The 23,568-nt window shown below is 66.1% G+C and carries 19 protein-coding genes and 1 tRNA gene; 15 read left to right on the top strand and 5 right to left on the bottom strand.

Features of this window, described 5'->3' with window-relative positions:
* Positions 1-111 precede the first annotated feature (111 nt).
* Both PX52LOC_RS28655 and PX52LOC_RS28650 read right to left on the bottom strand, forming a co-directional pair.
* Positions 112-1,243, bottom strand: a protein-coding gene (locus PX52LOC_RS28655; RefSeq protein ID WP_390637529.1) for an IS3 family transposase whose coding sequence is annotated in 2 segments (ribosomal slippage) — positions 112-960 and positions 962-1,243 — 1,131 coding nt in all. Because the reading frame shifts where the segments join, the coding sequence is not laid out codon by codon here.
* Positions 1,244-1,527: 284 nt separating this feature from the next.
* A complete protein-coding gene (locus PX52LOC_RS28650; RefSeq protein WP_168219071.1) occupies positions 1,528-2,793 on the bottom strand; it encodes an IS110 family RNA-guided transposase in 1,266 nt (421 codons plus the stop codon).
* Positions 2,794-3,563: 770 nt separating this feature from the next.
* Here PX52LOC_RS28650 and PX52LOC_RS41075 point away from each other — a divergent pair.
* The 6 genes from PX52LOC_RS41075 to PX52LOC_RS28630 all read left to right on the top strand — a co-directional run bounded on the left by PX52LOC_RS41075 (position 3,564) and on the right by PX52LOC_RS28630 (position 8,884).
* The gene (locus PX52LOC_RS41075) at positions 3,564-3,719 is read left to right on the top strand and encodes a hypothetical protein (protein WP_168219258.1); all 156 of its coding nucleotides are present in this window, start codon (positions 3,564-3,566) and stop codon (positions 3,717-3,719) included.
* Between the two features lie 98 nt (positions 3,720-3,817).
* Positions 3,818-4,381: a hypothetical protein gene (locus PX52LOC_RS28645; protein WP_149113296.1), complete on the top strand. Its 564-nt coding sequence runs from the start codon at positions 3,818-3,820 to the stop codon at positions 4,379-4,381.
* A gap of 2 nt (positions 4,382-4,383) precedes the next feature.
* Positions 4,384-4,773: a hypothetical protein gene (locus PX52LOC_RS41070; protein ID WP_168219257.1), complete on the top strand. Its 390-nt coding sequence runs from the start codon at positions 4,384-4,386 to the stop codon at positions 4,771-4,773.
* The gene (locus tag PX52LOC_RS28640) at positions 4,773-7,118 is read left to right on the top strand and encodes a DUF3987 domain-containing protein (RefSeq protein ID WP_168219256.1); all 2,346 of its coding nucleotides are present in this window, start codon (positions 4,773-4,775) and stop codon (positions 7,116-7,118) included. Before PX52LOC_RS41070 ends, PX52LOC_RS28640 begins: the two co-directional genes overlap by 1 nt.
* Before the next feature lie 15 nt (positions 7,119-7,133).
* Entirely contained in the window at positions 7,134-7,385 is a 252-nt protein-coding gene (locus PX52LOC_RS28635; protein WP_149113294.1) for a helix-turn-helix transcriptional regulator, read from the top strand.
* A gap of 74 nt (positions 7,386-7,459) precedes the next feature.
* The gene (locus tag PX52LOC_RS28630) at positions 7,460-8,884 is read left to right on the top strand and encodes a tyrosine-type recombinase/integrase (RefSeq protein WP_149113293.1); all 1,425 of its coding nucleotides are present in this window, start codon (positions 7,460-7,462) and stop codon (positions 8,882-8,884) included.
* Between the two features lie 139 nt (positions 8,885-9,023).
* On the opposite strand, the gene PX52LOC_RS28625 is transcribed toward PX52LOC_RS28630, so the two are convergent.
* Positions 9,024-9,106: transfer RNA gene (locus PX52LOC_RS28625), tRNA-Leu, on the bottom strand.
* A gap of 120 nt (positions 9,107-9,226) precedes the next feature.
* Between PX52LOC_RS28625 and PX52LOC_RS28620 the strand changes: the two genes are divergently transcribed.
* The 5 genes from PX52LOC_RS28620 (at position 9,227) to PX52LOC_RS28600 (ending at position 15,125) form a co-directional block, all read left to right on the top strand.
* Positions 9,227-11,329 carry an alpha/beta hydrolase gene (locus PX52LOC_RS28620; protein ID WP_149113292.1) on the top strand — a complete coding sequence of 701 codons (2,103 nt, stop codon included), beginning with the start codon at positions 9,227-9,229 and terminating at the stop codon, positions 11,327-11,329.
* Positions 11,330-11,407: 78 nt separating this feature from the next.
* Positions 11,408-12,433: a malate dehydrogenase gene (locus tag PX52LOC_RS28615; RefSeq protein WP_149113291.1), complete on the top strand. Its 1,026-nt coding sequence runs from the start codon at positions 11,408-11,410 to the stop codon at positions 12,431-12,433.
* 32 nt (positions 12,434-12,465) lie between these two features.
* Positions 12,466-12,840 carry a DUF2237 family protein gene (locus PX52LOC_RS28610; RefSeq protein WP_149113290.1) on the top strand — a complete coding sequence of 125 codons (375 nt, stop codon included), beginning with the start codon at positions 12,466-12,468 and terminating at the stop codon, positions 12,838-12,840.
* Between the two features lie 22 nt (positions 12,841-12,862).
* Positions 12,863-13,735, top strand: a complete 873-nt coding sequence (gene ypfJ / locus PX52LOC_RS28605) for a KPN_02809 family neutral zinc metallopeptidase (RefSeq protein ID WP_149113289.1) — start codon at positions 12,863-12,865, stop codon at positions 13,733-13,735.
* Between the two features lie 202 nt (positions 13,736-13,937).
* The gene (locus tag PX52LOC_RS28600; RefSeq protein WP_168219255.1) at positions 13,938-15,125 is read left to right on the top strand and encodes a serpin family protein; all 1,188 of its coding nucleotides are present in this window, start codon (positions 13,938-13,940) and stop codon (positions 15,123-15,125) included.
* Between the two features lie 67 nt (positions 15,126-15,192).
* On the opposite strand, the gene PX52LOC_RS28595 is transcribed toward PX52LOC_RS28600, so the two are convergent.
* Positions 15,193-15,435 (bottom strand): hypothetical protein, encoded by a 243-nt coding sequence (locus PX52LOC_RS28595; protein ID WP_149113287.1) that lies wholly within the window; start codon positions 15,433-15,435, stop codon positions 15,193-15,195.
* Positions 15,436-15,584: 149 nt separating this feature from the next.
* Between PX52LOC_RS28595 and PX52LOC_RS28590 the strand changes: the two genes are divergently transcribed.
* Complete coding sequence (locus tag PX52LOC_RS28590) at positions 15,585-16,991, top strand: ATP-binding cassette domain-containing protein (protein WP_149113286.1); 1,407 nt, start codon at positions 15,585-15,587, stop codon at positions 16,989-16,991.
* Here the strand turns inward: PX52LOC_RS28590 and PX52LOC_RS28585 are convergent.
* Positions 16,988-17,587: an RsmD family RNA methyltransferase gene (locus PX52LOC_RS28585; protein WP_168219254.1), complete on the bottom strand. Its 600-nt coding sequence runs from the start codon at positions 17,585-17,587 to the stop codon at positions 16,988-16,990. The two genes, PX52LOC_RS28590 and PX52LOC_RS28585, sit on opposite strands and share 4 nt — an antisense overlap.
* A gap of 193 nt (positions 17,588-17,780) precedes the next feature.
* On the opposite strand from PX52LOC_RS28585, the gene PX52LOC_RS28580 reads away from it, so the two are divergent.
* From PX52LOC_RS28580 to PX52LOC_RS28570, 3 genes are all read left to right on the top strand, one after another.
* Complete coding sequence (locus tag PX52LOC_RS28580; RefSeq protein ID WP_149115653.1) at positions 17,781-19,106, top strand: c-type cytochrome; 1,326 nt, start codon at positions 17,781-17,783, stop codon at positions 19,104-19,106.
* A 199-nt stretch (positions 19,107-19,305) separates the two neighbouring features.
* Entirely contained in the window at positions 19,306-20,217 is a 912-nt protein-coding gene (locus PX52LOC_RS28575; protein ID WP_246173490.1) for a formylglycine-generating enzyme family protein, read from the top strand.
* A gap of 76 nt (positions 20,218-20,293) precedes the next feature.
* Entirely contained in the window at positions 20,294-23,551 is a 3,258-nt protein-coding gene (locus PX52LOC_RS28570; protein WP_149113283.1) for a glycosyltransferase, read from the top strand.
* The last annotated feature ends 17 nt before the right edge of the window (positions 23,552-23,568 follow it).

The raw sequence follows: 23,568 nt of genomic DNA, 5'->3' as shown, positions 1-23,568 counted from the left end.
CTATCCCGATTGGCCTCGGATGGCCTCCGGTGCAATGGCCATGCGAGTACTGGCCTGCGAGACCACATATAGTGGACCCCATTTGCGAGACCAAAAACCGACGAATTTAAGCTACTCCTTCGCCGGCTCTTTTGACCGTCCGGCCCGGTACACCTCGGCCGGGGTCTTGTACCCCAGTGACTGGTGCAAGCGGGCCTCGTTGTAGAAGGTGAAGTACGCCTTCAACCCCCGCTCCAACTCGGTCACCGTCTCGTATCCCCGCAGGAACACGTCCTCGTACTTCACCGTCCGCCACAGCCGCTCGACGAACACGTTGTCCAGGCACCGCCCCCGGCCGTCCATGCTCACCCGCGCCCCGGCCGCCTCCACCCGCTCGACCCACGCCCCGGCCGTGAACTGCACCCCTTGATCGGTGTTGAACACCTCCGGGGTGCCGGCCGCCAACGCCTCGTCCAGCATGTCCCGGCAGAACGCCCCGTCGAGCGTGTTCGACAACCGCCAGGCCACCACGTACCGGCTGTACCAGTCGATGGTGGCGGCCAAGTACATGAACCCGCCGGGCAGCGGCAGGTATGTAATGTCGGCACTCCACACCTGCCCGACGCGGTCGATCGGCACGCCGCGGAGGAGGTACGGGTACACCGGGTGGCCCCGCCCGGCCGACAGCTTCGGCTTCGGGTGGATGGCTTCCAGGCCCATGACCCGGAGCAACCGCTGGACCCGCTTGCGGTTCGCCGGGTGGCCGTTGCGGGCCAGCCACCGGGCGATCCGCCGGCTGCCGTAGAACGGGCAGGCCGTGTACTGCTCGTCGATCCGCCGCATGAGGGCCAGGTTGTCGGCCGACTCCTCGGCCGGCCCCCGGTAGTACGTGGCCCGGCCGAGCCCGACCAGTTGGCACTGCCGACGGACGCTCAGGTCGGCGTGCCCGGGGTCGATCAGCGGCCGCAGGTCGTCAACCGAACGTCGCAGCTTTTTTTTTCACCCAGTCGAGCTCGACCTTGAGCCGGCCGATCTGCTCGTACAGCGCGGGTGTCTGGTCGTCGCCGGGGGCGACCGCCTTCGCTCCGGCGGCGAACACGGCCTCGGCCCCGGCCAGGAGTTGCTTCTTCCACCCGTGGATGAGGGTCGGGTGGACGCCGAAGTGGGCGGCCAACTCGTTGACCGTCTTGTCGCCCTTCACCGCGGCCAGAGCGACCTGGGCTTTGAACGCCGCCGTGTGGGTCTTCCGCTTCGCCGTCATCAGGACCACCTCCGAGGGCCGCCAGAGTAGCTTACCTGGCGGTCTCAGTTTCGGGGTCCACTATAAAGTTTTGGTGGGAAATGTGTGGTGGTTGAAAATGCCAGTTTCATTTGATGGCTACCTCTGAACCCTGTCAAGCGTAGTCTCTCCGGATTGCGGGATTTCATCCGGCATCCGATGCCCACGTCACGTCGGTTGCTGCCACGGGCCAAGTGATAAAAAAAGGCGACCGCGTGCGGCCCGCCACCCGGCGGGCCGCACCCTCGCGGAAGAGGAGGATCGTGTCGCTACTCGGACGTGGTTGATGCCCTCCGCTTCGATCGCGACTTCTTCGCCGGCGGGCCGTGGGCCTCCTCCGCGAAGGCCGTCACAGCCGGGTCGGCGTGGCCCCGCCGCTCGCCGGCCGACCACGCCGCCGGCGGCTGGCATGCCGGCAGCCCGTGCTCCCGGTACAGGTCGTTCAGCCGGCTCCCGTCCGATTCGTGCTCCGAGCGGCTCGCCGACCCGGCCTTCCGCCGGCAGTCGGTCAGCTTGTTCTTCACGACATCCAGCTTGGCGTATCGGTACGGCTCGTTGTGCTTGAGCATCAGGTACGCGATGGTCACCAGCTTGCGGGCCGTGGCGATCACCGCCACGTTGTACTTTTTCTTCTTCCGCAGCCGGCGAAAGAACGCCCCGATCGGGCCGGGGTGGTCGGACGCCGCCTGGACGGCCTGCACGAGCATGGCGCGGGTCTGCGGGCACCCGGCCTTGGTGATGCCGCCGTAGTGCCGCTTGCCGGCCGACTGCCGTAGCCGCGGGGTCAGCCCCAGGTAACTGGCCGCGTGGTCGCCGTCCGGGAACCGGCCGATGTCGCCGAGGGCGGCGAGCAGCGACAGGGCGACGCCGTGGGCGATGCCGGGCAACGTCATGAGCAGCTTGGCCCGGCCGTCGTCGTACGCCATCCCCATGAGCTGGTCGTCGATCTTCTTCAGCTCGGCGTCCACCGCGTCGTACAGCCGCAGGTACAGGTCCACGGCCGACCGCACCTCGGCCGGCAGCGCGACGGCCCGAAGCCAGGCCACCCCCTTGCGGCAGAACACGACCTTGACCGGGGGGACGACGAGCAGTTGCGCGAGCAGGCTCTGGACGCGGTTCTTGATGCGGGTGCGGTCGGCGATCACCCCGCCGCGGACGGTGGTGAGCTGCCGCAGCTTCTGGGTGGCCGCGTCCGGCGTCCAGACCGTCGGCAGGTAGTCGCACCGGAGCAGGTGCGCCAGCACCTCGGCGTCGATCTTGTCCGTCTTCACCTTGGCCTGGGCGATGGCCTTGATCTGGAGCGGGTTTCCGACGGTGACGGCGGCCACGAACGGCCGGAGGATGTCGGCTACCGCCCACGTGTTGGTGGTCGCCTCAGCGGCCAGCCGGTCGGTCGCCTGGAGTTTGACACGGGCGAACGCCTCCAGGGCTTCGCGGCGGCACTCGACGGTCTCGCGGAACAGCACTTGGCCCCGGTCGTCCAGGGCGCACACGACGAGCATCTTCTTGTGCAGGTCCAACCCGATGAACCTCATCCCGACCTCCCTTCGGCCCGTGCGTTCCGTGCCGCGAGGCCCTCGTACGGGCGGGGCCTCGCGGCACGGAACGCACGGCGGCGGTATGCGCACGCGAACCGTCCGGTCGTCGTGCTGGGACTCCATTGCGATTGGGCCGAGCGGCATCTACCTCTTCGAGCTCGCGGCTCATGCGGGTGAGCCGTAGGGGTGGTCAGTTAAAAAAACGGGCTCGCGGCCCATAGCCATCATCGACCGGCCCCAAGAAGGAACGGCCCCAAGCCTTCGGGAGAAGGCGTGGCTTCTTGCCCCACACCCGCGTGGGACATCTCATGCGGCGGTGTCCTCAACGACAACCGGCGGTTCGTAACGAGCGTGCCTCGCCGCAGCTCGCGGCGTCTGAATGGTTCATACCCGTAAAACGAAGTCTTTTTTCGGCACCGTGCTGGCATCTTCCAAGGTGCCGAGAAGGTGCCACCAGCATCTCGATTCGTCGCCTACAAAGGTGGTGCTACCTTTAAGGGCATCACTCATGACGACAGAATCACCGGACAAGCGAAGCCCAGACCTGCAATCGCTTGCCCTCATTCCTGACCCCGCCACAGTGCGTCAGATGATCGGGTATCGTGCGGCCGAGTTGACTTTCCTGCGACGCCTCCTGCGTCTCGCCGAAACTCATCGGCGGGTTCTTGATCCTGTTGCTGCAGACATTAAAGCCCACTCTCGTGTCGGCGACGGCCGCTAAGTGCCGCTCGATCACTCATCCGGTTCGACAAGTAGATAGGAACCCCATGATCCCTGATTCTCTGCGGGCTCACGTCCGCACGGGTAACTACGTACCAATCGTGGCCGGCACCGTCGTCGTGATCCCGGTTCCGAACAAGCCCGCAGACCCGCGGATGCTCCTGCGACTCGCCCCGTCGCATGGACGGCACGAAGCCCGTTAATCGGATGAAGCCGCGAGGGTTGGCGCCCTCACGGCTTCGAGTCGACCAGCGTTCCACCACCTCAATGCCCTACCGAGGCAGTCAGGAGTTCCAGCATTATGATCGTTCCAGCTCCCAAGTCAAGTGCCGCCCCGGTGTACTGGGACGAGTACTACCGGATTGCTGCGATTAGCGAACTGATCGCGGCCGTCGATCCCGAACGGCCCGGGCCGCGGCCGATGGCGTTCGCGGCCGTGTACCAGGAACAAATCGAGTTCCGCGTCCTGCACGAGTTGCTCCAGGCCCGTGCGATCATCGCCTCCGCCGAGCACGCCCTCCCCGGCATCGTCGAGCGCGTCGAGGTACTGGCCGACCGGATCGCGGCAGAAGACGCCGAAGCGGAAGACGTCGCCGATGTCGACCCTGATCGCGTCGTGCAACCTCCTTCGGAACCGGTCGCTGCCGCCACCGACGAACCGCCGCCGCTCACCGTCGAGATCAAGCAAGCGTTCCGCAAACTCGCCGCCCGCCGGGGCGACGCGCGGAAGCGGTTCCTCGCCTTGATGCTCGATTTCCTTGACGGCGGCGATCGCTTCCTCCGCCTCGGCGAGGAAGCGGAACGGGAGGAGGCCGTCCGCCGGAATCAACGCCCCACGAACCGCCTGAAGAAGGGAGGCTGCTGACCATGATCGCGACCCGACCTGAACCACTGACGTCGGCGGATGCGCCGCTGCGGCCCCAGGACCGATGGCCGACGAGGCAGATCACCTTGTTGCAGAAAGATCTTGCCGATGCCGAACGGTCCCACAACGCCGCCCGGATCGCCGCGGCGGACGCCCACTTGGAAGCCGAGCTGGAGTACTTGGCAGAGTTGGGCATGACACTCCTGCACTACGCGACGCTACGTCGCCCGATCACGACGACTTCGATCCTGATGCTGCCGCTCGACGGCGTTCGCCACGACCTCCTCGGCCTCGCGGCGCGGGTGGAAGAACTGGAAGCGATCGTCGCCCGCCTGGGCGCCGCCGTCGAGGGGCTGGCCGCGAACCGGCACCCGGCCCGGGAGGTGAGTTGATGGCGGCAGAAATCTCGTTCCGCGCGAGCCCCGCGAACCCGTGCCCGGTGTGCGGCGGCGGCAGCAAGGGGTGTTCGGCGGTGGCCGACGGCCTCCACTTCTGCCGCGGCACGCCCCGCGACGGGTGGCGTCGGGTCGGCCAGCCCGACGACAACGGCTTCACCCACTACCGTCGGGCGGACGACCGCGGGCACGACCGTGACCGGCCGGCCACCGTGCCGCTGTCGTCGGCCGCCACGCCCCAACAGCTGCGGAACCTTGCCGACGCCCTCAAGTTGCCGGCCGCCGCGCTGGCCGCACTCCCGATCGGCTGGGACGGCGAGGCGTGGACGGTTCCCGAAGTGGACGCGAAGGGGGCGACGGTCGGCATCCACCGGCGGTTTCCGAACGGCAAGAAGTACATGCAGAAGGGCGGGCACCGCGGGCTCGTCCTGCCGCGGGGGTGGCGGGAGAAGTCGGGCCCGGTGCTGGTCGTCGAGGGGATGAGCGACGCGCTCGCCGGCACGTATGCGGGCCTGGCGTGCGTGGGCCGGCCGAACAACGCGGGCGGAGGGAATCTCCTCGCTGAACTTCTGCGGGGCCTCCCGATCGACCGCGCCATCGTGGTCGTCGGCGAGAACGATCAGAAGGCCGACGGCCTTTGGCCGGGCAAGGCGGGGGCGGAAGCCCTTGCAGGTCGACTCGCAAATGACTTGGCCCGGCCCATCGTCGTAGCGATTCCGCCCGGCCCTTTCAAAGACGTGCGCGACTGGCTCACAGCGAAGATCGCCAAGGGCGTGCGGTGGCCGGACGCGGGCCAGGAACTGTGCCGGTTGCTGACGGACGGCGGAACCGTCACCGAGGCGCCGGCCAACCCGACCGCCGTTACGAAGCCCGGGGTGCAGGCGCCTGCGGTCACCGTGCCCGAGTACCGGCCGTTCCCCACCCACTGCCTTCCCGACCGGGTGCAGAACTTCGCCGAGACGGTCGCCCGGGCGACGAACACCGACCCGTCGTACGCCGCCCTCCCGATCCTGAGCGTGCTCGGCGCGGCCGTCGGCACGACCCGCGTCGTCTGCCCGAAGGCCGGCTGGCGAATCTTCCCGGCCGTCTGGGCGATCACCATCGGACGATCGGCGTCCGGGAAGTCGCCGCCCCAGATCATCGTCAACAACGCCGTGCAACTCCTCGAAGACGACCTGGAGGCCGAGAACGACGCGGCCCGTGGGGACCACGAGCGACGCCTGGAAGGCTTCCGCCGGCAGCGGCGGGAGAGCGAGGACGCGGTCCGCCCGGCCGAGCCCCGGGAGGCGCGGTTCCGCGTCGGCGACGTGACCGTCGAGTCGCTCGCCGGCATTCTCGCGGACAACCCGCGGGGGTGCTGGCTCTGGTGCGACGAGGCGGCCGGGTGGCTCACGTCGTTCACGCGGTACAAGTCGGGCGGCGGTGGCGACAGCGATCGACCGCGGTGGCTGAGCCTGTTCGACTCCGGGGCGCTGACGGCCGACCGGAAGACGGGCACGCGGCGAACGGTCCGCGTCCGCAACTCGCTGGTGTGCGTCTGTGGCGGGATCCAACCGTCGATCCTGAAGTCGCTGATGACCCCGGACAACGTCGGGTCCGGCCTGTTCGCCCGCATCCTCCTCGCGTACCCGCCCGAGCGCCTGCAGCGGTGGACCGAGGTGGGCGTGGCCGACGACATGGTCGAAGCGTTCGCCGGCCTCCTCCGCGAGCTGCGGGGGTTCGGGTTCGACACCCTCCGCGGCCGCCCGGTGCCGGCCGTCAACCACCTGAGCGCGGACGCCAAGGCCCTGTTCGTCGCGTACTACGACCGCAACCGGGAGGCGGCCCACACGGGTACGGACGGGGAGGCGGCGTCGCTCCTGAAGTTGGAGAGTTACGCGGTCCGGTTCGCGCACCTCCGGCACCTGTGCCGGCACACGGCCGGGGGCGACGGGCAGCCGATCGACGCCCTGGACATGCACGCCGGGATCGAACTGGCCGAGTGGTTCGCGGACGAGCTGTTCCGCATCCAGGCGGCCCTGCAGGAGACCGAGCACGAGCGGGCCGGCCGGTGCCTGGTCGACCTCGTCCACCGCCGCGGCGGGGCGATGACCGCCCGCGACCTGCAGAAGCACAACGCGCGGAAGTACCGGACGGCGGCGCACGCCGAGGCGGCCCTCCAGAGCCTGGTCGATGGCGGCCTGGGCGAGTGGCTGAAGGAGACGGCGGCCAACGGCCAGACGGTCCGGCGGTTCCGCGCCGCCCCGTCGGCGGACGGGCGTCAGACACCTTCCGACGCGCCTGCGGAAAACGTCGATTCCCCCGGTAAAAGCGCCAAGGTGTCTGAGCGCCTGAGCGTCTGATAGGGAATAAGGAACATGAAATCAGAAGGGTTCGAATCGCCCCCCGCGGCGGCTTCGCTGGCGGTCGACGCGAAGCGGCTCGGCGAGCTGCTGAGCGGCGTCTCGGAGCGAACGATTCGCACCTGGGACGCGGCCGGATACATCCCCGAGCCGGTGCGGGTCGGGGGCAAGGTCCTGTGGTCCGTCGCCGAGGTCCGGGCGTGGCTGGCGGCCGGCTCGCCCGATCGTGTCACGTGGGCCGCCTGCAAGGCTGTCCGCCCGTCCTGACCGCCCCGTCCCGGCTCGCCCTTCCGCACTTCCCCCGCCGATGGTATTCCTGTCCGTTCCCCCGAGGTCTTTCCATGGGTTCGCTCCTGCACCCGACGTACACGGCCCCGATCCCGAAGAACGCCGAGCGGGTGAAGGTGAAGGGCCGGCCGTGCGTCCGGTTCGCGTCCCGGGGCAAGGTGCGGACGCTGCCCCTCAGCGAGGACGGGACGCGGGTGGTGAAACAGGCGGCCAAGTGGTACGGGCAGTACGTGGACGCCGACGGCACGACCCAGCGGAAGCCGCTGGCCCGCGACAAGGAGGCCGCCCGCCAGCTGCTGGCCGAGATCGAGAAGAAGGTCGAGCGGCGGCGGAGCGGCCTCGTGGACGTCACCGACGAACACGCCCGCCGCCCGCTGCTCGAACACCTCGACGACTACGAGGCCATCCTCCGGGCGAAGGGCGACACCGACCGCCACATCGTAAAGACGGTCTACCGAATCCGCTCCGTCCTGGTCGGCTGCCGGTTCGCGTTTCCGGGTGAGGTGGATTCTTCGAAGGTCGCCGCGTGGCTGTCCGCGTTGCGTGAAGGCAGCACGCCGGCCGCCGTCCCGGACTGGCCCGCGTTCACCCCGGCGGAAGCCGCTGAGGTCCTCGGCATCACGACGCACACCCTGTCAATCGCCGTGAAGCGGCACGGGCTGGCCGCCACGGGCAAGAGCCGAGCCCGCCGGCTGCCGCGGGAGACGGTCACGGCCCTCGCCGCGATCGCCGCCGAAGGCGTCGGCCCGGCCACCCAGAACCACTACCTTCGGGCCCTCCGCGGATTCTTCCGGTGGCTGGCGAAAGGTCGGCGGATCGCACTCAACCCGCTCGACGGGCTGGAACTGGTGTGCGAGGAGGTCGACATCCGGCATGCCCGCCGAGAGCTCGACCTGGAGGAGCTGCGGACCATCTTCGCCGCGACCCGGGGGAGCAACCGCACGTTCCGCGGCCTGGACGGGGTCGACCGTCACGTCGTCTACGCACTCGCCGTCACGACCGGGTTCCGGACGGCCGCCCTCGCCAGCCTGACCGCCGACAGCATCGACCTGGCGGCTCGAACCGTAACCCTCTCCGCTCGCGCCAACAAGTCTCGCAAGGCGAAGGTGCAGCCGCTCACCCCGGACGCGGCCGAGCTGCTCGCCGAGTACCTCCGAGCCCGGCCGCGGCGGGGGCGATTGTGGCCGGGCTCGTGGGCGGGGCGGTCGGCCGACATGCTCAAAGCGGACTTGGAGGAGGCTGGGATACCCTACGTCGTCGAGGGCCGGGACGGTACGCCGCTGCACGCCGACTTCCACGCCCTGCGGCACAGCTTCCTGACCATCGGCGGCCGCTCGGGGATCGACCTGCGGACGCTTCAGGAGCTCGCCGGCCACTCGACGCCCGTGCTGACCGCCCGGTACATGCACGTCGGGAAGGGGATCTGGCCCGCGCCGTCGACCGGCTGCCCGGTTCGCTTACACTGCCGCTTGCACTAAACACTCGCACCGATCAGCAGCCGGCTGCACCCATTTACACTCCCGGCGGGGAAGCGTCTGACGGGCCCCAAGAGGAGAAAAGAGCAGAAACAGAAGGGAATTCACCCATTTTCATCGATCTGCACTCCGTTGCATCAAGTGGGCGAGGCGGGACTCGAACCCGCACACCATTGCTGATAGGGGATTTTAAGTCCCCGGCGTCTGCCATTCCGCCACTCGCCCCGGTGTACGGTGAATCATCCGAACCCGTTCCCGCCGCGGCAAGGGCGTTCCCTCATTGACCCGAACACATCGGCTGCGTACCCTCGGTAACAACCCTTCGACTCCCCCGGAGAAAACATCATGCTCACCCGCCGCAGTTTGCTGGCGGCCGCGGCCGCTTCGCCCTTGGCCACGCTTGGCACCTCGCTGGCGGCCGATCCGACGCAGGTGTTCACCGATTCGGACAAGCCAACGGATTATCGCCTCGGGCCGCCGAAGACGCTCAACGATTACTTTCCCTTCAAGGTGCCGAAGACGCTGGCCGATTGGGAGGACCGCAAGAAACGCCTCCGCGAACAACTCTTGGTGGCGACCGGCCTTTGGCCGCTGCCGGAGAAGTTACCGCTAAAGCCCGTCATTCACGGCAAGATCGAGCGGGACGGTTACACGATCGAGAAAGTGTTCTTCGCCAGCATGCCTGGCCATTACGTCAGCGGGAATCTCTACCGGCCCACTGCGAAGGGCGAGGCGAAGCGGCCGGCCGTGCTGTTCGCACACGGGCACTGGAACGACGGGCGGTTCTACACTGCACCCGAGAAAGAGGTGGCCGCCCAGTTGAAGAACAAGGCCGAAGGGACGCGCGAAAGTGCGCTCTACCCGCTCCAGGCTCCGTGCGCGACGCTGGCGAAACTCGGCTTCGTCGCCTTTACGTTCGACATGGTCGGCTACGCGGACAGCACGAAACTGGCACACCGCACCGGCTTTACGGACGTCGAGGCGGAACTCCGCGGGCACAACATGATGGGCCTGCAAACGTGGAACATGATCCGGGCTTACGACTTCCTCGAAAGTCTGCCGGACGTGGACGCGAAGCGGGTCGGCGTCACCGGGGCGTCCGGCGGCGGCACGCAGACGTTCCTGCTTTGCGCGATCGACGACCGCCCTGCGGCGGCTTTCCCGGCGGTGATGGTTTCGACTGAGATGCAGGGCGGCTGCACCTGCGAGAACTGTTCGCTCCTGCGGGTGCGAACGACGAACGTCGAGGTCGCCGCGATGTTCGCCCCGAAGCCGATGGCGATGTCGTGCGCCAACGACTGGACGAAGAACTTCCTGAAGGACGGGTACGGTCTGCCGGAAATCAAGAGGGTCTACGAGTTCTACGGCAAGCCCGAGAACGTGCAGGCGAAGGCGTGGCTGGAGTACGGCCACAACTACAACCAACCCGCCCGCGAGTTCATGTACTCGTGGTTCGTGAAGCACCTGATGGGCCGCGACGAAGTCATCGCGGAACCGCCGTTCGTTCCGGTGCCGCCGAAAGAGTTGAGCGTCTACGACGCCGACCCCCCGCGGCCGGCGGACGAGAAGGGGATCGCCGAATTGCGAAAAGAGATGACCCGCCGTGACGTGGCGTGGCTGAAGTCGGTCCACGACGCGCAGGACCTAGCGGTGGGGATCGCCTATCAACAAACCCACCGCGCCGCCCTCCGCGCGATGGTCAACAGCCACCTGCCGAACGAGGTCGTCGTTCGCAAAGGGCCACTCGAATCGAAGCACGACGGGTTTGTCCTGCACCGCGCGATCATCGGCCGCACGGATGAAGCAGACGCAGTGCCGTGCCTCGGCGTGATTGGGCCAAAGTTCACCGGCGAGAAGGTTGTCGTTTGGGCACACCCGGACGGCAAGGCGTCGGTCCTCGCCGACGGCAAACTCGTGCCGGCCGCGAAGCTTTTGCTGGACGCCGGGTTCGCAATCCTCGCCCCGGACCTGCTCGGCACCGGCGAGCAACAGCCCGCGAAGCCGTGGAAGGTCGATCCGACCTACGCCGGCTACACCTTCGGCTACAACCGCACCCTCTTGGCGAATCGTGTACACGATCTGCTCACCGCCATCGGTTTCGTCAAGACGGGGTTGAAGGCGAAGAGCGTCCACCTTGTCGGTTGGGGCGAGGCAGGACTGTGGGCCGTTCTTGCAAAGGCCCTCACCGGCGATGCAGTGGGGAAGTCGGCCGCCGATCTGAATCAGTTTTCGTTCGAGAAGGTAACGTCCACGAACGACCCCATGCTCTTGCCGTGTGCTGTCAAGTACGGCGGCCTGCTGTCGCTTCTGACCCTGTGCGCGCCCGAGAGCTTACTCTCTCACAACGCGGAGGTGCCGAACCTCAACGGATTGTCGCCGGTGAAAGGATTCACCCACTCGGCCGAGAAGTGGGCCGACGAGAAGGTCGCGGCGTGGCTCGTGAAGTAATCGCCCCTTGAGTCGCGTCGGCGGCTGAATAGCTTGAACCCATCGGGTTCTCCCTTCCAGCCGAACCGAGGTTAGCTCATGAAGACGATGAAAGTGGCCGTCACCGGGGCGGGCGGTCAGGTTTCCTACGCGATGCTCGCGCGACTCGCGTCCGGTGAGGTGTTCGGCCCGGAGACGAAGGTCATCCTTCACCTGTTGGAGATTCCGAAGAAGCCCGACTGGACGCCGCCGAACCCGACGGCCCGCCAACCGCTCGACATCGCCGAAGGCAACGCGATGGAGTTGCTCGACTGCGGCTTCCCAACGCTGCTCGACGTGGTGGTGACGGACGATGCGAACAAGGCGTTCAACGGCGTGAACTGGGCGCTGCTCGTCGGGGCCGCGCCGCGCGGGCCAGGGATGGAGCGCAAGGACTTGCTCGGCCTGAACGGGAAGATTTTCGTCGGCCAAGGGAAGGCGCTCGCGAAGAACGCCGCCAGCGACGTGCGCATCCTGATCGTCGGCAACCCGTGCAACACGAACTGCCTCGTTGCGTACTCGAACGGCCGCGAAATTGCTGCTGATCGCTGGCACGCCATGACACGGCTCGACCACAACCGGGCCGTCTCCGCGCTCGCCGTGAAGGCCGGGGCTAAGAACGAGGACGTGACGAACGTCACCATCTGGGGCAACCACTCGAACACGCAGTACCCGGACTTCACCAACGCGAAGATTAAGGGGAAGCCGGCGACCGAGGTCATCACCGACCGGGCCTGGCTCGAAGGAACTTACGTGCCGCAGTGCCAGAACCGCGGGGCGGCGATCATCAAGGCCCGCGGGCTGTCGAGCGCGATGTCGGCCGCGAACGGCGCGATCGACCACGTCAAGACGTTCGTGAGCGGCACGCCGTCCGGCGACTGGACGAGCGCGGCCGTCGTCTCCACCGGCGAGTACGGCGTGCCGAAGGGCCTCGTCTTTGGCTACCCGGTCACGACAGACGGCAAGGGGAATTACACGGTCGTCGAGGGCGTGAAACTCGACGCCTTCGGCCAAGCCGCGTTCCAGAAGACGCTGAACGAACTGCTCGAAGAAAAGGACGCCGTGAAAGACCTATTGCCCGGCTAACCTGAACGGCACCACACCCGGAGATCGCACCCATGCCAACGGCCAAGAACGTCCTCGGCGGCCCGCTCCAATCTTGTTCGACCAAGCCGCTGACCGGCTTCTATCGCAACGGCTGCTGCGACACCGGCATGGACGACGTCGGCTTGCACCTCGTCTGCACGCAGGTGACGGCCGAGTTCCTGGCCTTCCAGAAGGCCATCGGCAACGACCTCAGCACGCCGAATCCGCAGTACGGTTTCCCCGGCCTGCGGCCCGGCGACCGCTGGTGCGTGTGCGTCACCCGGTGGAAGGAAGCGATGGAGTCCGGGGTGCCCGCCCCGATCGTGCTGGAAGCCACGCACATCTCGACGCTGGAATACGTCGATCTCGAAGACCTCCAAAAGAACGCCGTCACACAGGCCGTCTAGCCTCACCCCTGGAGAGAACAACATGGACTGGTCGGGACAATCGGAAAGCTCGAACGTCGAGGACCGCCGCGGTGCCGGCCCCGCGGTTGCGGCCGGCGGTGGGATGCTGACCATCGTGGCAGTGGCCCTCGCGTACTTCCTCGGCATCGACCCGAATCAGGCCAAACAGGTTGCAGACAAAATCGGCGGCCGCATGGGCGAGAAGCGGAAAACCGACACGCCCCCGACGGAGGATGAGCACTATCACTTTGCCCGCAAAGTGTTGGGGTCTACCGAAGAGGTCTGGGACGCATACTTTCGCGACAACTACCGCAAGCGGTACGAACACCCCGGCATGGTCCTTTTCTCGGAGAGTGTAGACAGTGGCGGGTGTGGTACTGCTCCGTCGGCTGTGGGGCCGTTCTACTGCCCGGTGAGCCGCAAGGTGTTTCTCGATCCCACGTTCTTCGACGAACTCGAAAAGAAACTCGGCGGGGACAAGGGGGATGCTTCTCGCGCGTATGTCGTCGCGCACGAGGTCGGCCACCACGTCCAGAATCTGTTGGGGTATAACACCCGAGTGGAGGAGTTCCGCAAGCGAGAAGGGGAGAACGGCGGTATTCGCCTGGAACTACAGGCCGACTACCTTGCCGGCGTGTGGGCCAACCAGGCGTCGAAGAAGAATCCCAACCTCTTCAATCGCAACGACATGGCGTCGATCATCAAGACGGCTCAAGCCATCGGTGACGATCGCATTCAGAAGAAAATGCGAGGGTGGACCTCACCCGAGTCCTTCACCCACGGCAGCGCCGCCCAGCGGGAAAAGTTTTTCATGAAGGGCTTCGAAACCGGCAACGCGAGCAAGGAGGCACTTGACGTGCTGTTCAACCCGCGAGTCGCGCCGCTCGACCTGTAACGCCCCAGAACGCGAACGGCCCGAAGGGAAACCTTCGGGCCGTTCGCGTTCTGCAACGGGTTTGTAACACTCCCCATCTCCGCGACCGGCAAACCCGTCTCATCGGGTGTACGATGCACCGTCACCCGTTGGGAGTTCGAAGATGTTTCTGAACCGCCGCACCTTTCTCCATTCTGCCGGCCTCCTCTCTCTGGGAGCAATCATGCCCCTCAACGCCGCCGAGTCGCCGGTCGCGGACCTCGGTAGCACGACTGGCGTGAACCCGTTCGCGATCGACCTCTACAGCCAATTGAAGTCGCAAAAGGGGAACGTCTTCGTCTCGCCGCTGAGCATCAGTTGCGCCCTCGGCATGACGGCGGCCGGGGCGAAGGGCGAAACGCTCACCCAGATGACCAAGACGTTGCGGTTACCCGAACCCGCCGACCGGCCGGAACAGCACAAGCGGTTCGCCCGATTGGTCTTCGCCCTCTACGGCGGCCCGGAACGAAAGTCGAGGCCGTACCAACTGCACGTCGCGAACGCGATCTACGCGCAGAAGGGCTACCCGTGGCGGGCCGAGTTCAAGAAGGTCGTCGGCGAGTACGCGGCCGAACTGAACGACGTGGACTTCACCGCCGAAGCGGAGAAAACGCGGCTCGCGATCAACAAATGGGCGGCCGATCAGACCAAGGATAAGATTCAGAATCTGTTCGCCGAGAGGACGATCAACAGTCTCACGCGGCTCGTCATCGTCAACGCGATCTATTACAAGGGACAGTGGGAGAAACCGTTCGTCAAGACGGCGACGAAAGACGCCCCGTTCCAGTTGGCAGACGGCACGAAGCTGGACGTGCCGATGATGTTCCAGAAGTCGCGCGTGAGGATGCACGAGACGGAAGAAGTGCAGTTGCTGGAACTACCCTACTCCGGGCAGCAAACTTCCATGCTCATCTTTCTGCCGAAAGCGAACGACGGGTTGGCGGACTTCGAAGCGAAGTTTACCGCCGATTCGGTGGCGAAGTCGATCAGCGAGTTGAAGCCGGCGGGCGAGGTGCAGATTTACCTGCCGAAGTTCAAGGTGAGCACCGAGTACACCTTGAACGACACGCTGAAGGCGATGGGCATGACCGACGCCTTCAACTTCGAGAAGGCCGACTTCGGCGGGATGGTCACGAGCAAGCCGGAGGGAGAGTTGGCAATCACGACGGTGGTCCACAAGGCGTACTGCGACGTGAACGAGGAAGGAACCGAAGCCGCCGCCGCGACCGGCGTCGCCGTTGGCGTTCGCAGTGTGCGAGATCCTTCGGAACGGAAGATCTTCAAGGCCGATCACCCGTTCCTGTTCGCGATCCGGCACAACCCCACCAACACGCTCCTGTTCACGGGCCGGGTGAGTAATCCGAAGGCGTGACCGAGGATCGTCAAACGGAACCGCCCGCGGCATTTGCCGCGGGCGGTTCCGTTAATGCGGGTGCGGTTTACTTGACGAGGTTGTTCACTTCGTCTTGCGTGATCTGCGTGGACGGCTTGTCGAGCTTCACGCTCAGCCAGCTCATCACCGACGGGATGTACGGCAGGCTGCCCTTCTTGACGATCGCGGTCATCCGCTTGTCGCGGCTCGCTCGTTCCTTCCGCTTCAGGGCACCGTTCACGGCCCGCGAAATCGCGGCATTATCCCGCGCCCGGTCCATGCGGGTCGCGGTTGACATTCGGTCGGCCATATCGTCTCCACGAAAACAGAGTGCTGTAGTTCAAAAAGTGAGTATAGGAACACGCCGGCCGAGAGAATAGACGGTCGCCGCCCGAATTTCCGCCGTTGTTGCAATAGAATGGCAAACTTGCCCTACCCGAAATGGATTGATTCGACGCCGTGAACACCACCGACCAGACCCTGATTGAACTGTCCAACGTGACCCTCGCGCGGGCCGGCGGCTCGCCCGCCTTGGCGAACCTTTCGTGGACGGTCCGCGACGGAGAAACGTGGGCCATCACCGGGCCGACCGCCAGCGGCAAAACGACGCTCGCCGAAGCCCTGCTCGGCCGGCATCGCGTCGTGGGCGGCACGATCATATGGCCGATGGTCGCGCGGTTCGCCGCTCGGTATCCGAGCGACGTGATTCACCTCGTCTCGTTCAAGGAAAACTCGCGGCTGTTCTCCTATGCCGGGTCGTACTATCAGCAGCGGTTCGAATTCGCCGACGTGGAACACCCGTTGACCCTGCGCGAGTTCCTCCGGTCGGGCCTTGCCGCCGATGACGAAACCATCGAGTCTCTGGCCCGGCAGTTTGGGATCGAGCAACAGTTGTCGCTCTCGTTGATGAAGCTGTCCAACGGCCAGACCCGTCGTGCCCGCATCGTTCGGGGGTTGCTCCTGAAGCCGCGGTTGCTGATCCTCGACGACCCCTTCATGGGCATCGACGCGGCCGGCCGGGACGAATTGACGGCCCTCCTCGGCAACCTCGTCGCCGCGGGCCAACGGCTTATGCTCATCACGAAGGCCGAGGCCGTCCCGGCGTGGGTGACGCACTGCCTCGAACTTCCCGGCACGGCCGAACCGGCCCCGGTGATCGCACCGCAAGAGAAGCCTCACCACTCCGCAAGCCCTGCGGTTCCGGTGCTGGAACTCTCGCACGTCACCGTTCGCCACGGGGGGAAGGCGATTCTCTCGGACTTGTCGTGGACGGTCCGCGAAGGGGACCGGTGGGCGCTGGTCGGGCCGAACGGGGCGGGCAAGACGACGCTCTTGGCCCTCGCGTGCGGCGACCACCCGCAGGCGTTCAGCAATGACGTTCGATTGTTCGGCCGACGGCGTGGCAGTGGTGAAACGATCTGGGATGTGAAGCGGAAAATCGGGCTGGTCTCGCCGGAGTTCCACCTCTACTTCAACGAACCGCTGACCGGCTTCGAAGCCGCCGCCACCGGCTACCACGACGCACTGCTGTACCGCGAGCCGAGCGTGCCAGAAGCGGAGCGGGTTCGAGAATTGTTCGAGACGTTCGGCGTGACGGCGTTGGCCGCGCGCCCGTTCCGCCAGCTCTCGACCGGGCAGCAGCGGTTGGTTTTGCTGATTCGCTCGTTGGTCAAGCGGCCGCGGTTGTTGATCCTCGACGAGCCGTTTCAGGGCCTCGACACGGCCACTGCCGGGCGCATCCGCAACTGGCTCGACGCGAACTTGGTCGATGACCAGACACTGATCTTCGTGACGCACAACCGCGAAGAGATTCCCCGGTGCGTCGATCAGACGATCCGCCTCGAAGGCGGGCGGCGGGTCGCTTAAACCGGGGCCGCGGGCACTTCGGGTTCTTCTTTTGCTTCCTTCACCTTGATGAGCAGCATGTTGCGGCCGTAGGTGCGAATGTCCCAGGTGTCCAGTTCGGGAAGTTGATCGACAGGGAAGTTGTCCTCGGCTTGAATCGTGAGGACCGATTCGAGGGGGGCCTTTTCGAGGAGGTTGTTGACGAGGGCCAGGAAGGAGGCGACCTTGTCCGGTTCCAGGTCGGGGAAGGGGGGGCTGAGGAAGAGGTTGACCGGGCCGGACTTCGCCGGCGGAACCCACCGCTCGCCCCACCGATAGCCGTCGGACCGCAAAACCTGTACGCGGTCGGCCACGCCGAACCGCTCGGCGTACCGCTGGATCGCGGACACTTGTTTGGCGTTCACCTCGATCAACCGGGCGTCGCTCGCCCCGCGGCTGACCGCCTCCATGCCGATGACCCCGGTCCCGGCGAAGATGTCGTAAAAAGTCCGGTTCGGGACGGCGTTGCCCAGGATGCTGAAGAGGGCCTCCCGCACCATCTGTGGCGTCGGCCGTAGGCCTTCGTGTACGAAACTGGCCATCCGGCGGCCGCGTAACGTGCCGGAGATGATGTGCACTTCGATCTTTTCCACGGTCGCCCCAACAGGTTCGGTGAACTCACGAATGGGACACGGCCCGTTCGCCCGGGTTCACCGGCTTTGTTCCTGTCACTATCCGGGGCGGGGCGGTTTTTCGCAAGAGCGCGGGTGATGTTTGTCTCCCGCCCGCGGTTCTTGTTTATACTGGTGGGAAGGGGTTTGAGGACACGTGATGCGCCTACTCGGGATGGCCCTCGCCGTCGGATTCTTGTCGACGGGAACCGCGTCGGCCGAGCCGACGGCGAGTGAACGGGGCAAGGCCAAACTCGAATCGAAAGCCTACATCCCGGCGTTCTGGCCGCGGGGGGCTTACGACCTCGCCTGGAAGCAGTGGGGCGTCGCCGAGAAGCCGAAAGACTACGCCACCGCGTTCAACGACCGCTACGGCCTGCACCCGGCCCCGTACAAGAACGACGGCCTGCCGATGGGCCTGCGGTCAGCCCCCTATCTCGCGCTCGTGAAGGGAATGGGCCTGGACTGCATGATGTGCCACGGGGGCAGCATCCTCGGCAAAAGCTACGTGGGCCTCGGCAACAGTTCGCTCGACATCCACACGCTGTTCGAAGACCTTTACGTCGCCGGGAACATCCCCGCCAAACTGCCGTTCACGTTCACGCAGACCCGCGGCACGAACGAGGCGGGGGCGTTCAGCGTTTACCTCCTCGGCTACCGCAACGACGACCTGAGCCTGCGCGAAGACTTCCGCGACCTCGGCCTGCACGACGACAGTTGCGAGGACGTGCCGGCATGGTGGCTGTTGAAGAAGAAGAAGACCATGTATTACGTCGGAGCGACCGACGCCCGGTCGGTCCGTTCCATCATGCAGTTCATGATGCACCCGCTCACGCTGCGCAAGGACTTCGAAAGGGCCGAAGCCGACTTCGGCGACATTCAAGAATACCTGGTGAACATCGAGCCGCCGAAATATCCCTTCGCCATCGACCGGAAACTGGCCGACCGGGGCCGCGAACTTTTTTCCGACAACTGTGCGAAGTGCCACGGCACTTACGGTGAACACGCGACCTATCCGAACAAAGTCATCCCCATCGACGAGATCGGTACCGACCGGAAGCGGTTCGAGAACATCGGCCTGAAGTTCGGCGAAGCCTACGCGACGAGCTGGTTCAGCCGGGAGTCGCCGCCGAAGCCGATCCGGCCCACGACCGGCTACCAAGCCCCACCGCTCGACGGCATCTGGGCAACGGCACCGTACTTCCACAATGGGAGCGTTCCGACGTTGGACGGTGTGCTGAACTCGAAGGCACGCCCGAAGGTTTTCACGCGCACCTTCCGCACCAACGAAGAGGACTACGACGCCGTGCGGGTCGGCTGGAAAGTTCGCGAGGTGCCACCGGCTTCCGCGACCGTCTCGGCTTACGACCGGCGGAAGATTTACGACACGACCCAGCCTGGTCGCGGCAATGGCGGCCATGATTACGGCGACCACCTGACTGCTGACGAACGCCGTGCGGTGATCGAATACCTGAAAACGCTGTAAACACTCTCCCCCGTTCGAGCGTGCCGAGATGCCGACCCGATCCGTTCCCAAACAGATTGCTCCGACGCGGCCCCGCGTTCTTGTCGCGGCGGCTGTCGTTTTCGTGATTGCCGGGGTCGCTGCGGCTGCCCTCCTTCTGCGAAGCGATGAGACGGGAACGCCGGACGGAGCGACGACCCCCGGCCCCGCGCCCGAGGGGATGGCCTGGATTCCCGGCGGCGAGTTCGTCATGGGCGACAACGGCAGCCAGGATCATGACGCCCCAACTCATGCCGTTACCGTTGCGCCGTTCTGGATGGACCGTTACGAGGTGACAAACGCCGAGTTCGCGAAGTTTGTGACGGTGACGCAGTACGTGACCGTGGCAGAACGCCGGCCGAACCCCGAGGACTTGCCGCCGGGCGTTAACCCGGCCGATCTGGTGCCGTTCTCGGCCGTGTTCCAGTGTGCGGAGTGCAACGCGAAGAATTGTGATCGGGAAACGGCCGAGCGCGCCAACGCCGGGCTACCTCCCACCGCTCCGCCGTGGTGGGTCCGCCGGACCGGGGCGAGTTGGCGGCACCCCGACGGGGCGGAGAGCAACCTCGACGGCAAGGACCGCTGGCCGGTCGTTCACATCGCCTGGCCCGACGCGGTCGCTTACGCGAAGTGGGCTGGGAAACGTCTGCCGACGGAGGCCGAGTGGGAGTTCGCCGCCCGCGGCGGCCTGAAGCAAGCCCCGTTCGTTTGGGGTCACGAACCGCAGGGCACCAACGGCAAGTATTTCGCCAACACGTATCAGGGGCGGTTCCCCGCGACCCTTGAGCCGAAGGACGGGTTCGGCGGCGCGGCCCCCGTCGGTTCCTTTCCCGCCAACGGCTTCGGCCTCCACGACATGAGCGGCAACGTCTGGGAGTGGTGCAACGACTGGTACGACGCGGAATACTACGCCATCAGCCCGAAGGCCAATCCTCAAGGCCCCGACGCGGGCCAACGCAAGGTCCGCCGCGGCGGCTCGTACCTCTGTTCGGACGACTACTGCCGGCGGTACATTCCGGGTGCCCGCGACAAGGGCGCACCGGACGACTGTGCCTGTCACATCGGCTTCCGCTGTGTGAAGGACGCGAAGTAGCACTTTCGGGGTTGCGTGCGATTCTGAGTCTCCGGTAGACTTCCGTCCTTCGTCTACGCTCACTCAGGATGTCGGCATGGAGGCCGTTCAGTCGTCCGACTTCACGTTCTACGTCGAGCGCATCGTCGAACCGTACACGAGCCTCCCGCTCCTCGGCGTCGGCGGCTACGCGCCGGCCCCCGGCTGGACGATCGAAGTTCGCTACGACGACGAACCGGCCGCAGTTCTGACGCCGCGACTTCAAGACGGTCGCCACCACTTCTCCACGCAACTTCCCCTTGAGCCGGCCGAGCGCGTTCGCGTCGTCGCCGTCGGACCGCGAGAAATCCCGCTCCTTGATGTGTTGCTCGCGGACATCGGCCATCGGGCCGGTGAATCGGCGCCGGCTTCGCAGGCCGGCGGAATTGCAGCGCGGGCGGTGCGGAGTGTCGCGACCGGAGAAATCCTCTCCCCGTCGCGGTGGGTGGCACGGTTCAGTCGGGCGTGGGAGTTGCGGCGGAAGGTCGCCCAGAAGCTTCGGTACAAGTTGCTCGCCCGTCGGTTCCGACCGCGCTCCCCGTACGACGGCTTTCTCGAACGGACGCAGACCACGCCGGCCGACGTGCAACGGCAGCGCGAGGAGGCCCAACGGTTCCGCAACCGGCCGAAGATCAGTGTTCTGATGCCGGTCTACAACGTGCGGGCCGAGTGGTTCCGCGAAGCCGTCGAGAGTGTCGTCGCCCAAGCCTACGACAACTGGGAACTTTGCATTGCCGACGATGCCAGCACGAAGCCGGAACTGATCGCCGAGTTCGCGAAGCTCACCGACCCGCGCATCAAACTGACGCGACGGCCTCGGAACGGTCACATCTGCGAAAGTACGAACACGGCCGCAGACAGTGCGACAGGAGACTTCGTCGCACTCCTCGACCACGACGACCGCCTCGCGCCGGACGCGCTGCTCGAAGTCGTCCGGGTCTTGCAGGACCACCCCGAGATGGACCTGCTCTACAGCGACGAGGACAAGATCGACGCCGGCGGCCGCCGGTACGATCCGCAGTTCAAGCCCGATTGGTCGCCCGAACTGTTGCTCAGTTACAACTACGTGAACCACTTCACCGTCGTCCGCCGGCGGTTGTTCGAGCGAGTTGGTCGCTACCGCGTGGGGTACGAAGGCTCTCAGGACCACGACCTGTTGTTGCGGGTTACGGAACGCACCGACCGCGTGCAACACGTTCCTCAAATCCTGTACCACTGGCGGGCGCACGAGGAATCGACGGCCGGGCAGGCGACGCAGAAGCCGATCGTCCACACCGCCGGCCGACGGGCCGTCGAAGACGCCCTGGAGCGGCGGAATGTCCGCGCCGCGCTATCCGTTCCGTACTTCGCCGCGAAGTTGGGGCTGCCGGTGCTGGCCCTAGAAGGGGCGAACACCGGCCCGACGGTGGCCGTGATCGTGTACGGCACTCAGGCAGCCGCAACCGCGCGGGCTGTGAAGGCAAACACCGCGTACCAGAACTACACGCTCTACCTCGTACTCGACGAGGCGAACACCGCCGACGCGCTGAACCGCATGGCGGCGTCCCGGACGGAAGATCATTTACTCTTCCTGCAAGGCGGCACGGAACCGCGTGACCAGCAGTGGCTGTCGCGGTTGGTCGTCCACTTCCAGCTTTCCGGCGTCGGGGCGACCGGCGGCTTGGCCCGCGATCGGAACGGCACCGTAATTTCTGCCGGCACGGTCCTCGGCCTCCACGACGGGACCGCCCCCGACGACGCCTGCCGCGGGCTGCCGGCCGATCAGATCAGCTATTACTTCTACGCCGAGGCAACGCGGAACACGGCGGCCGTGGGCCAGGGGTGTCTGCTCACGTCGCGGGCGCTCTTCGAGCAACTCGGCGGCTTCGACGCCGACCGCTTCGGGCAGACGCTCTTCGACGTGGACTATTGCACGCGCCTGCGAGGGCAGGGGCGGCGGTGCGTTCACGTGGCCGGGGCCGAACTGGTTCAGCCGTCGCGGGCCGGGCGGACCGACGACCCGGCCGAGTTGCTGCGGTTTAAGCAAGCCTACGGCCGGCCGGTCGACCCGTACTCGAACCCGCACTTCTCGGAGGCGCACGCCTTCCGCACGTCTGGTGACACTGCAGTGTCACTGCCACGGGCGAACCGCTCTCGACTCAAGGCGGTGGTCGCCGCCCACAACTTGAACAGCCCCGAGGGCGCGCCGCGGTACCTCTCGGAAATCGTCCTGGGTTTGCGGGGTCGTCAGTCGATCGAGCCGAGCGTTTGGTCCCCAAAGGGCGGTGCCGGTGAGGCCGTTTATTCGACTGTTGGTGTGCCCGTCGCCGTGGCCGACGCCGCCTGGAGCACGCGGTTCGTGGACGGGCAGTGGACCCGCCGCGAGTACGACGCGGCCCAGCGAACGCTTCGCCAGTACTTGCGAACGCAGCGGCCCGACGTGATCGTGGCGAACACGCTCCTAACCTTCCCGATGGTCGAAGCCGCCGCCCGGTTGGGCCTGCCGTGCGTGTGGATCATCCACGAAAGTTACTCGCCCGACGTGATGGCCCGCCTCTTCCCGCCGTTCGCGCGGTGGCGGGCGGAATCGGCGTTCATCCTCGCGACTCGCGTCGTCCCGGCCTCGCACGACACGGCGAAACTCTTCGAACACCTGAACGCCCGCGGCAACGTCCGGGTCGTTCACAACGGCATCCCGACCTTTCCGGTCCGCACCCGCGCTCGTCTGCCCGGGGCGAAGAAGCGAATTATCTCGGTCGGCACGGCGTGCGAGCGGAAGGGCCAGCACACGCTCGTCGAGGCGGCGGCCATCCTCGCCCAAACGCGACGCGACTTCGTCATCGACATTGTCGGCGTTCGCGACGCGGTGCCCTACGCCGGGTACCTTCGACAACTCGTGGCCCGCCGCGGGTTGGCCGAAGTCGTCAACCTCGTGACCGAGACGAACAATGTCGCCGACTATTACGAGAACGCCGACGTCTTCGTTTGCACGTCGCACATGGAGACGTTCAGCCGGTCGATTCTCGAAGCAGAAGCGTATCGTCTGCCCATCGTCTCGACCGCGTGTCAGGGGATCGGCGAGCAAGTGAAGTGGGGCTTCAACGCCCTGAAGTTCGAGACCGGCAACGCCGTCGATCTCGCTCGGCAACTGGAAGTGGTTCTCGCGGACGATGCTCTCCGGGCGAAAATGGCCGCTCGTTCCCGCTCGCTGTTCGACAACCACCTCGGCTACGAAGAGATGCTCGACCGCTACGACCTCGTGATCCGGTCCGCGGTCGGCCGGTCCGCGTTGCAGAGCCAACCCGCCGTCAAACAGCCTTCCCGTCGTGCGGCCTAACCAGGAAGTTCCGTCGA

The organism is Limnoglobus roseus, assembly GCF_008254045.1.
Classification (GTDB): domain Bacteria; phylum Planctomycetota; class Planctomycetia; order Gemmatales; family Gemmataceae; genus Limnoglobus; species Limnoglobus roseus.
This window is presented reverse-complemented; position numbering and strand designations above follow the sequence as displayed.

Excerpts from the sequence above, each read along its gene's own strand:
- PX52LOC_RS28650 (WP_168219071.1), bottom strand. The coding sequence starts at position 2,793 with ATGAGGTTCATCGGGTTGGACCTGCACAAGAAGATGCTCGTCGTGTGC.
- PX52LOC_RS41075 (WP_168219258.1), top strand. The coding sequence starts at position 3,564 with ATGATCCCTGATTCTCTGCGGGCTCACGTCCGCACGGGTAACTACGTA.
- PX52LOC_RS28645 (WP_149113296.1), top strand. The coding sequence starts at position 3,818 with ATGATCGTTCCAGCTCCCAAGTCAAGTGCCGCCCCGGTGTACTGGGAC.
- PX52LOC_RS41070 (WP_168219257.1), top strand. The coding sequence starts at position 4,384 with ATGATCGCGACCCGACCTGAACCACTGACGTCGGCGGATGCGCCGCTG.
- PX52LOC_RS28640 (WP_168219256.1), top strand. The coding sequence starts at position 4,773 with ATGGCGGCAGAAATCTCGTTCCGCGCGAGCCCCGCGAACCCGTGCCCG.
- PX52LOC_RS28635 (WP_149113294.1), top strand. The coding sequence starts at position 7,134 with ATGAAATCAGAAGGGTTCGAATCGCCCCCCGCGGCGGCTTCGCTGGCG.
- PX52LOC_RS28630 (WP_149113293.1), top strand. The coding sequence starts at position 7,460 with ATGGGTTCGCTCCTGCACCCGACGTACACGGCCCCGATCCCGAAGAAC.
- PX52LOC_RS28620 (WP_149113292.1), top strand. The coding sequence starts at position 9,227 with ATGCTCACCCGCCGCAGTTTGCTGGCGGCCGCGGCCGCTTCGCCCTTG.
- PX52LOC_RS28615 (WP_149113291.1), top strand. The coding sequence starts at position 11,408 with ATGAAGACGATGAAAGTGGCCGTCACCGGGGCGGGCGGTCAGGTTTCC.
- PX52LOC_RS28610 (WP_149113290.1), top strand. The coding sequence starts at position 12,466 with ATGCCAACGGCCAAGAACGTCCTCGGCGGCCCGCTCCAATCTTGTTCG.
- ypfJ (WP_149113289.1), top strand. The coding sequence starts at position 12,863 with ATGGACTGGTCGGGACAATCGGAAAGCTCGAACGTCGAGGACCGCCGC.
- PX52LOC_RS28600 (WP_168219255.1), top strand. The coding sequence starts at position 13,938 with ATGCCCCTCAACGCCGCCGAGTCGCCGGTCGCGGACCTCGGTAGCACG.
- PX52LOC_RS28595 (WP_149113287.1), bottom strand. The coding sequence starts at position 15,435 with ATGGCCGACCGAATGTCAACCGCGACCCGCATGGACCGGGCGCGGGAT.
- PX52LOC_RS28580 (WP_149115653.1), top strand. The coding sequence starts at position 17,781 with ATGCGCCTACTCGGGATGGCCCTCGCCGTCGGATTCTTGTCGACGGGA.
- PX52LOC_RS28575 (WP_246173490.1), top strand. The coding sequence starts at position 19,306 with ATGGCCTGGATTCCCGGCGGCGAGTTCGTCATGGGCGACAACGGCAGC.
- PX52LOC_RS28570 (WP_149113283.1), top strand. The coding sequence starts at position 20,294 with ATGGAGGCCGTTCAGTCGTCCGACTTCACGTTCTACGTCGAGCGCATC.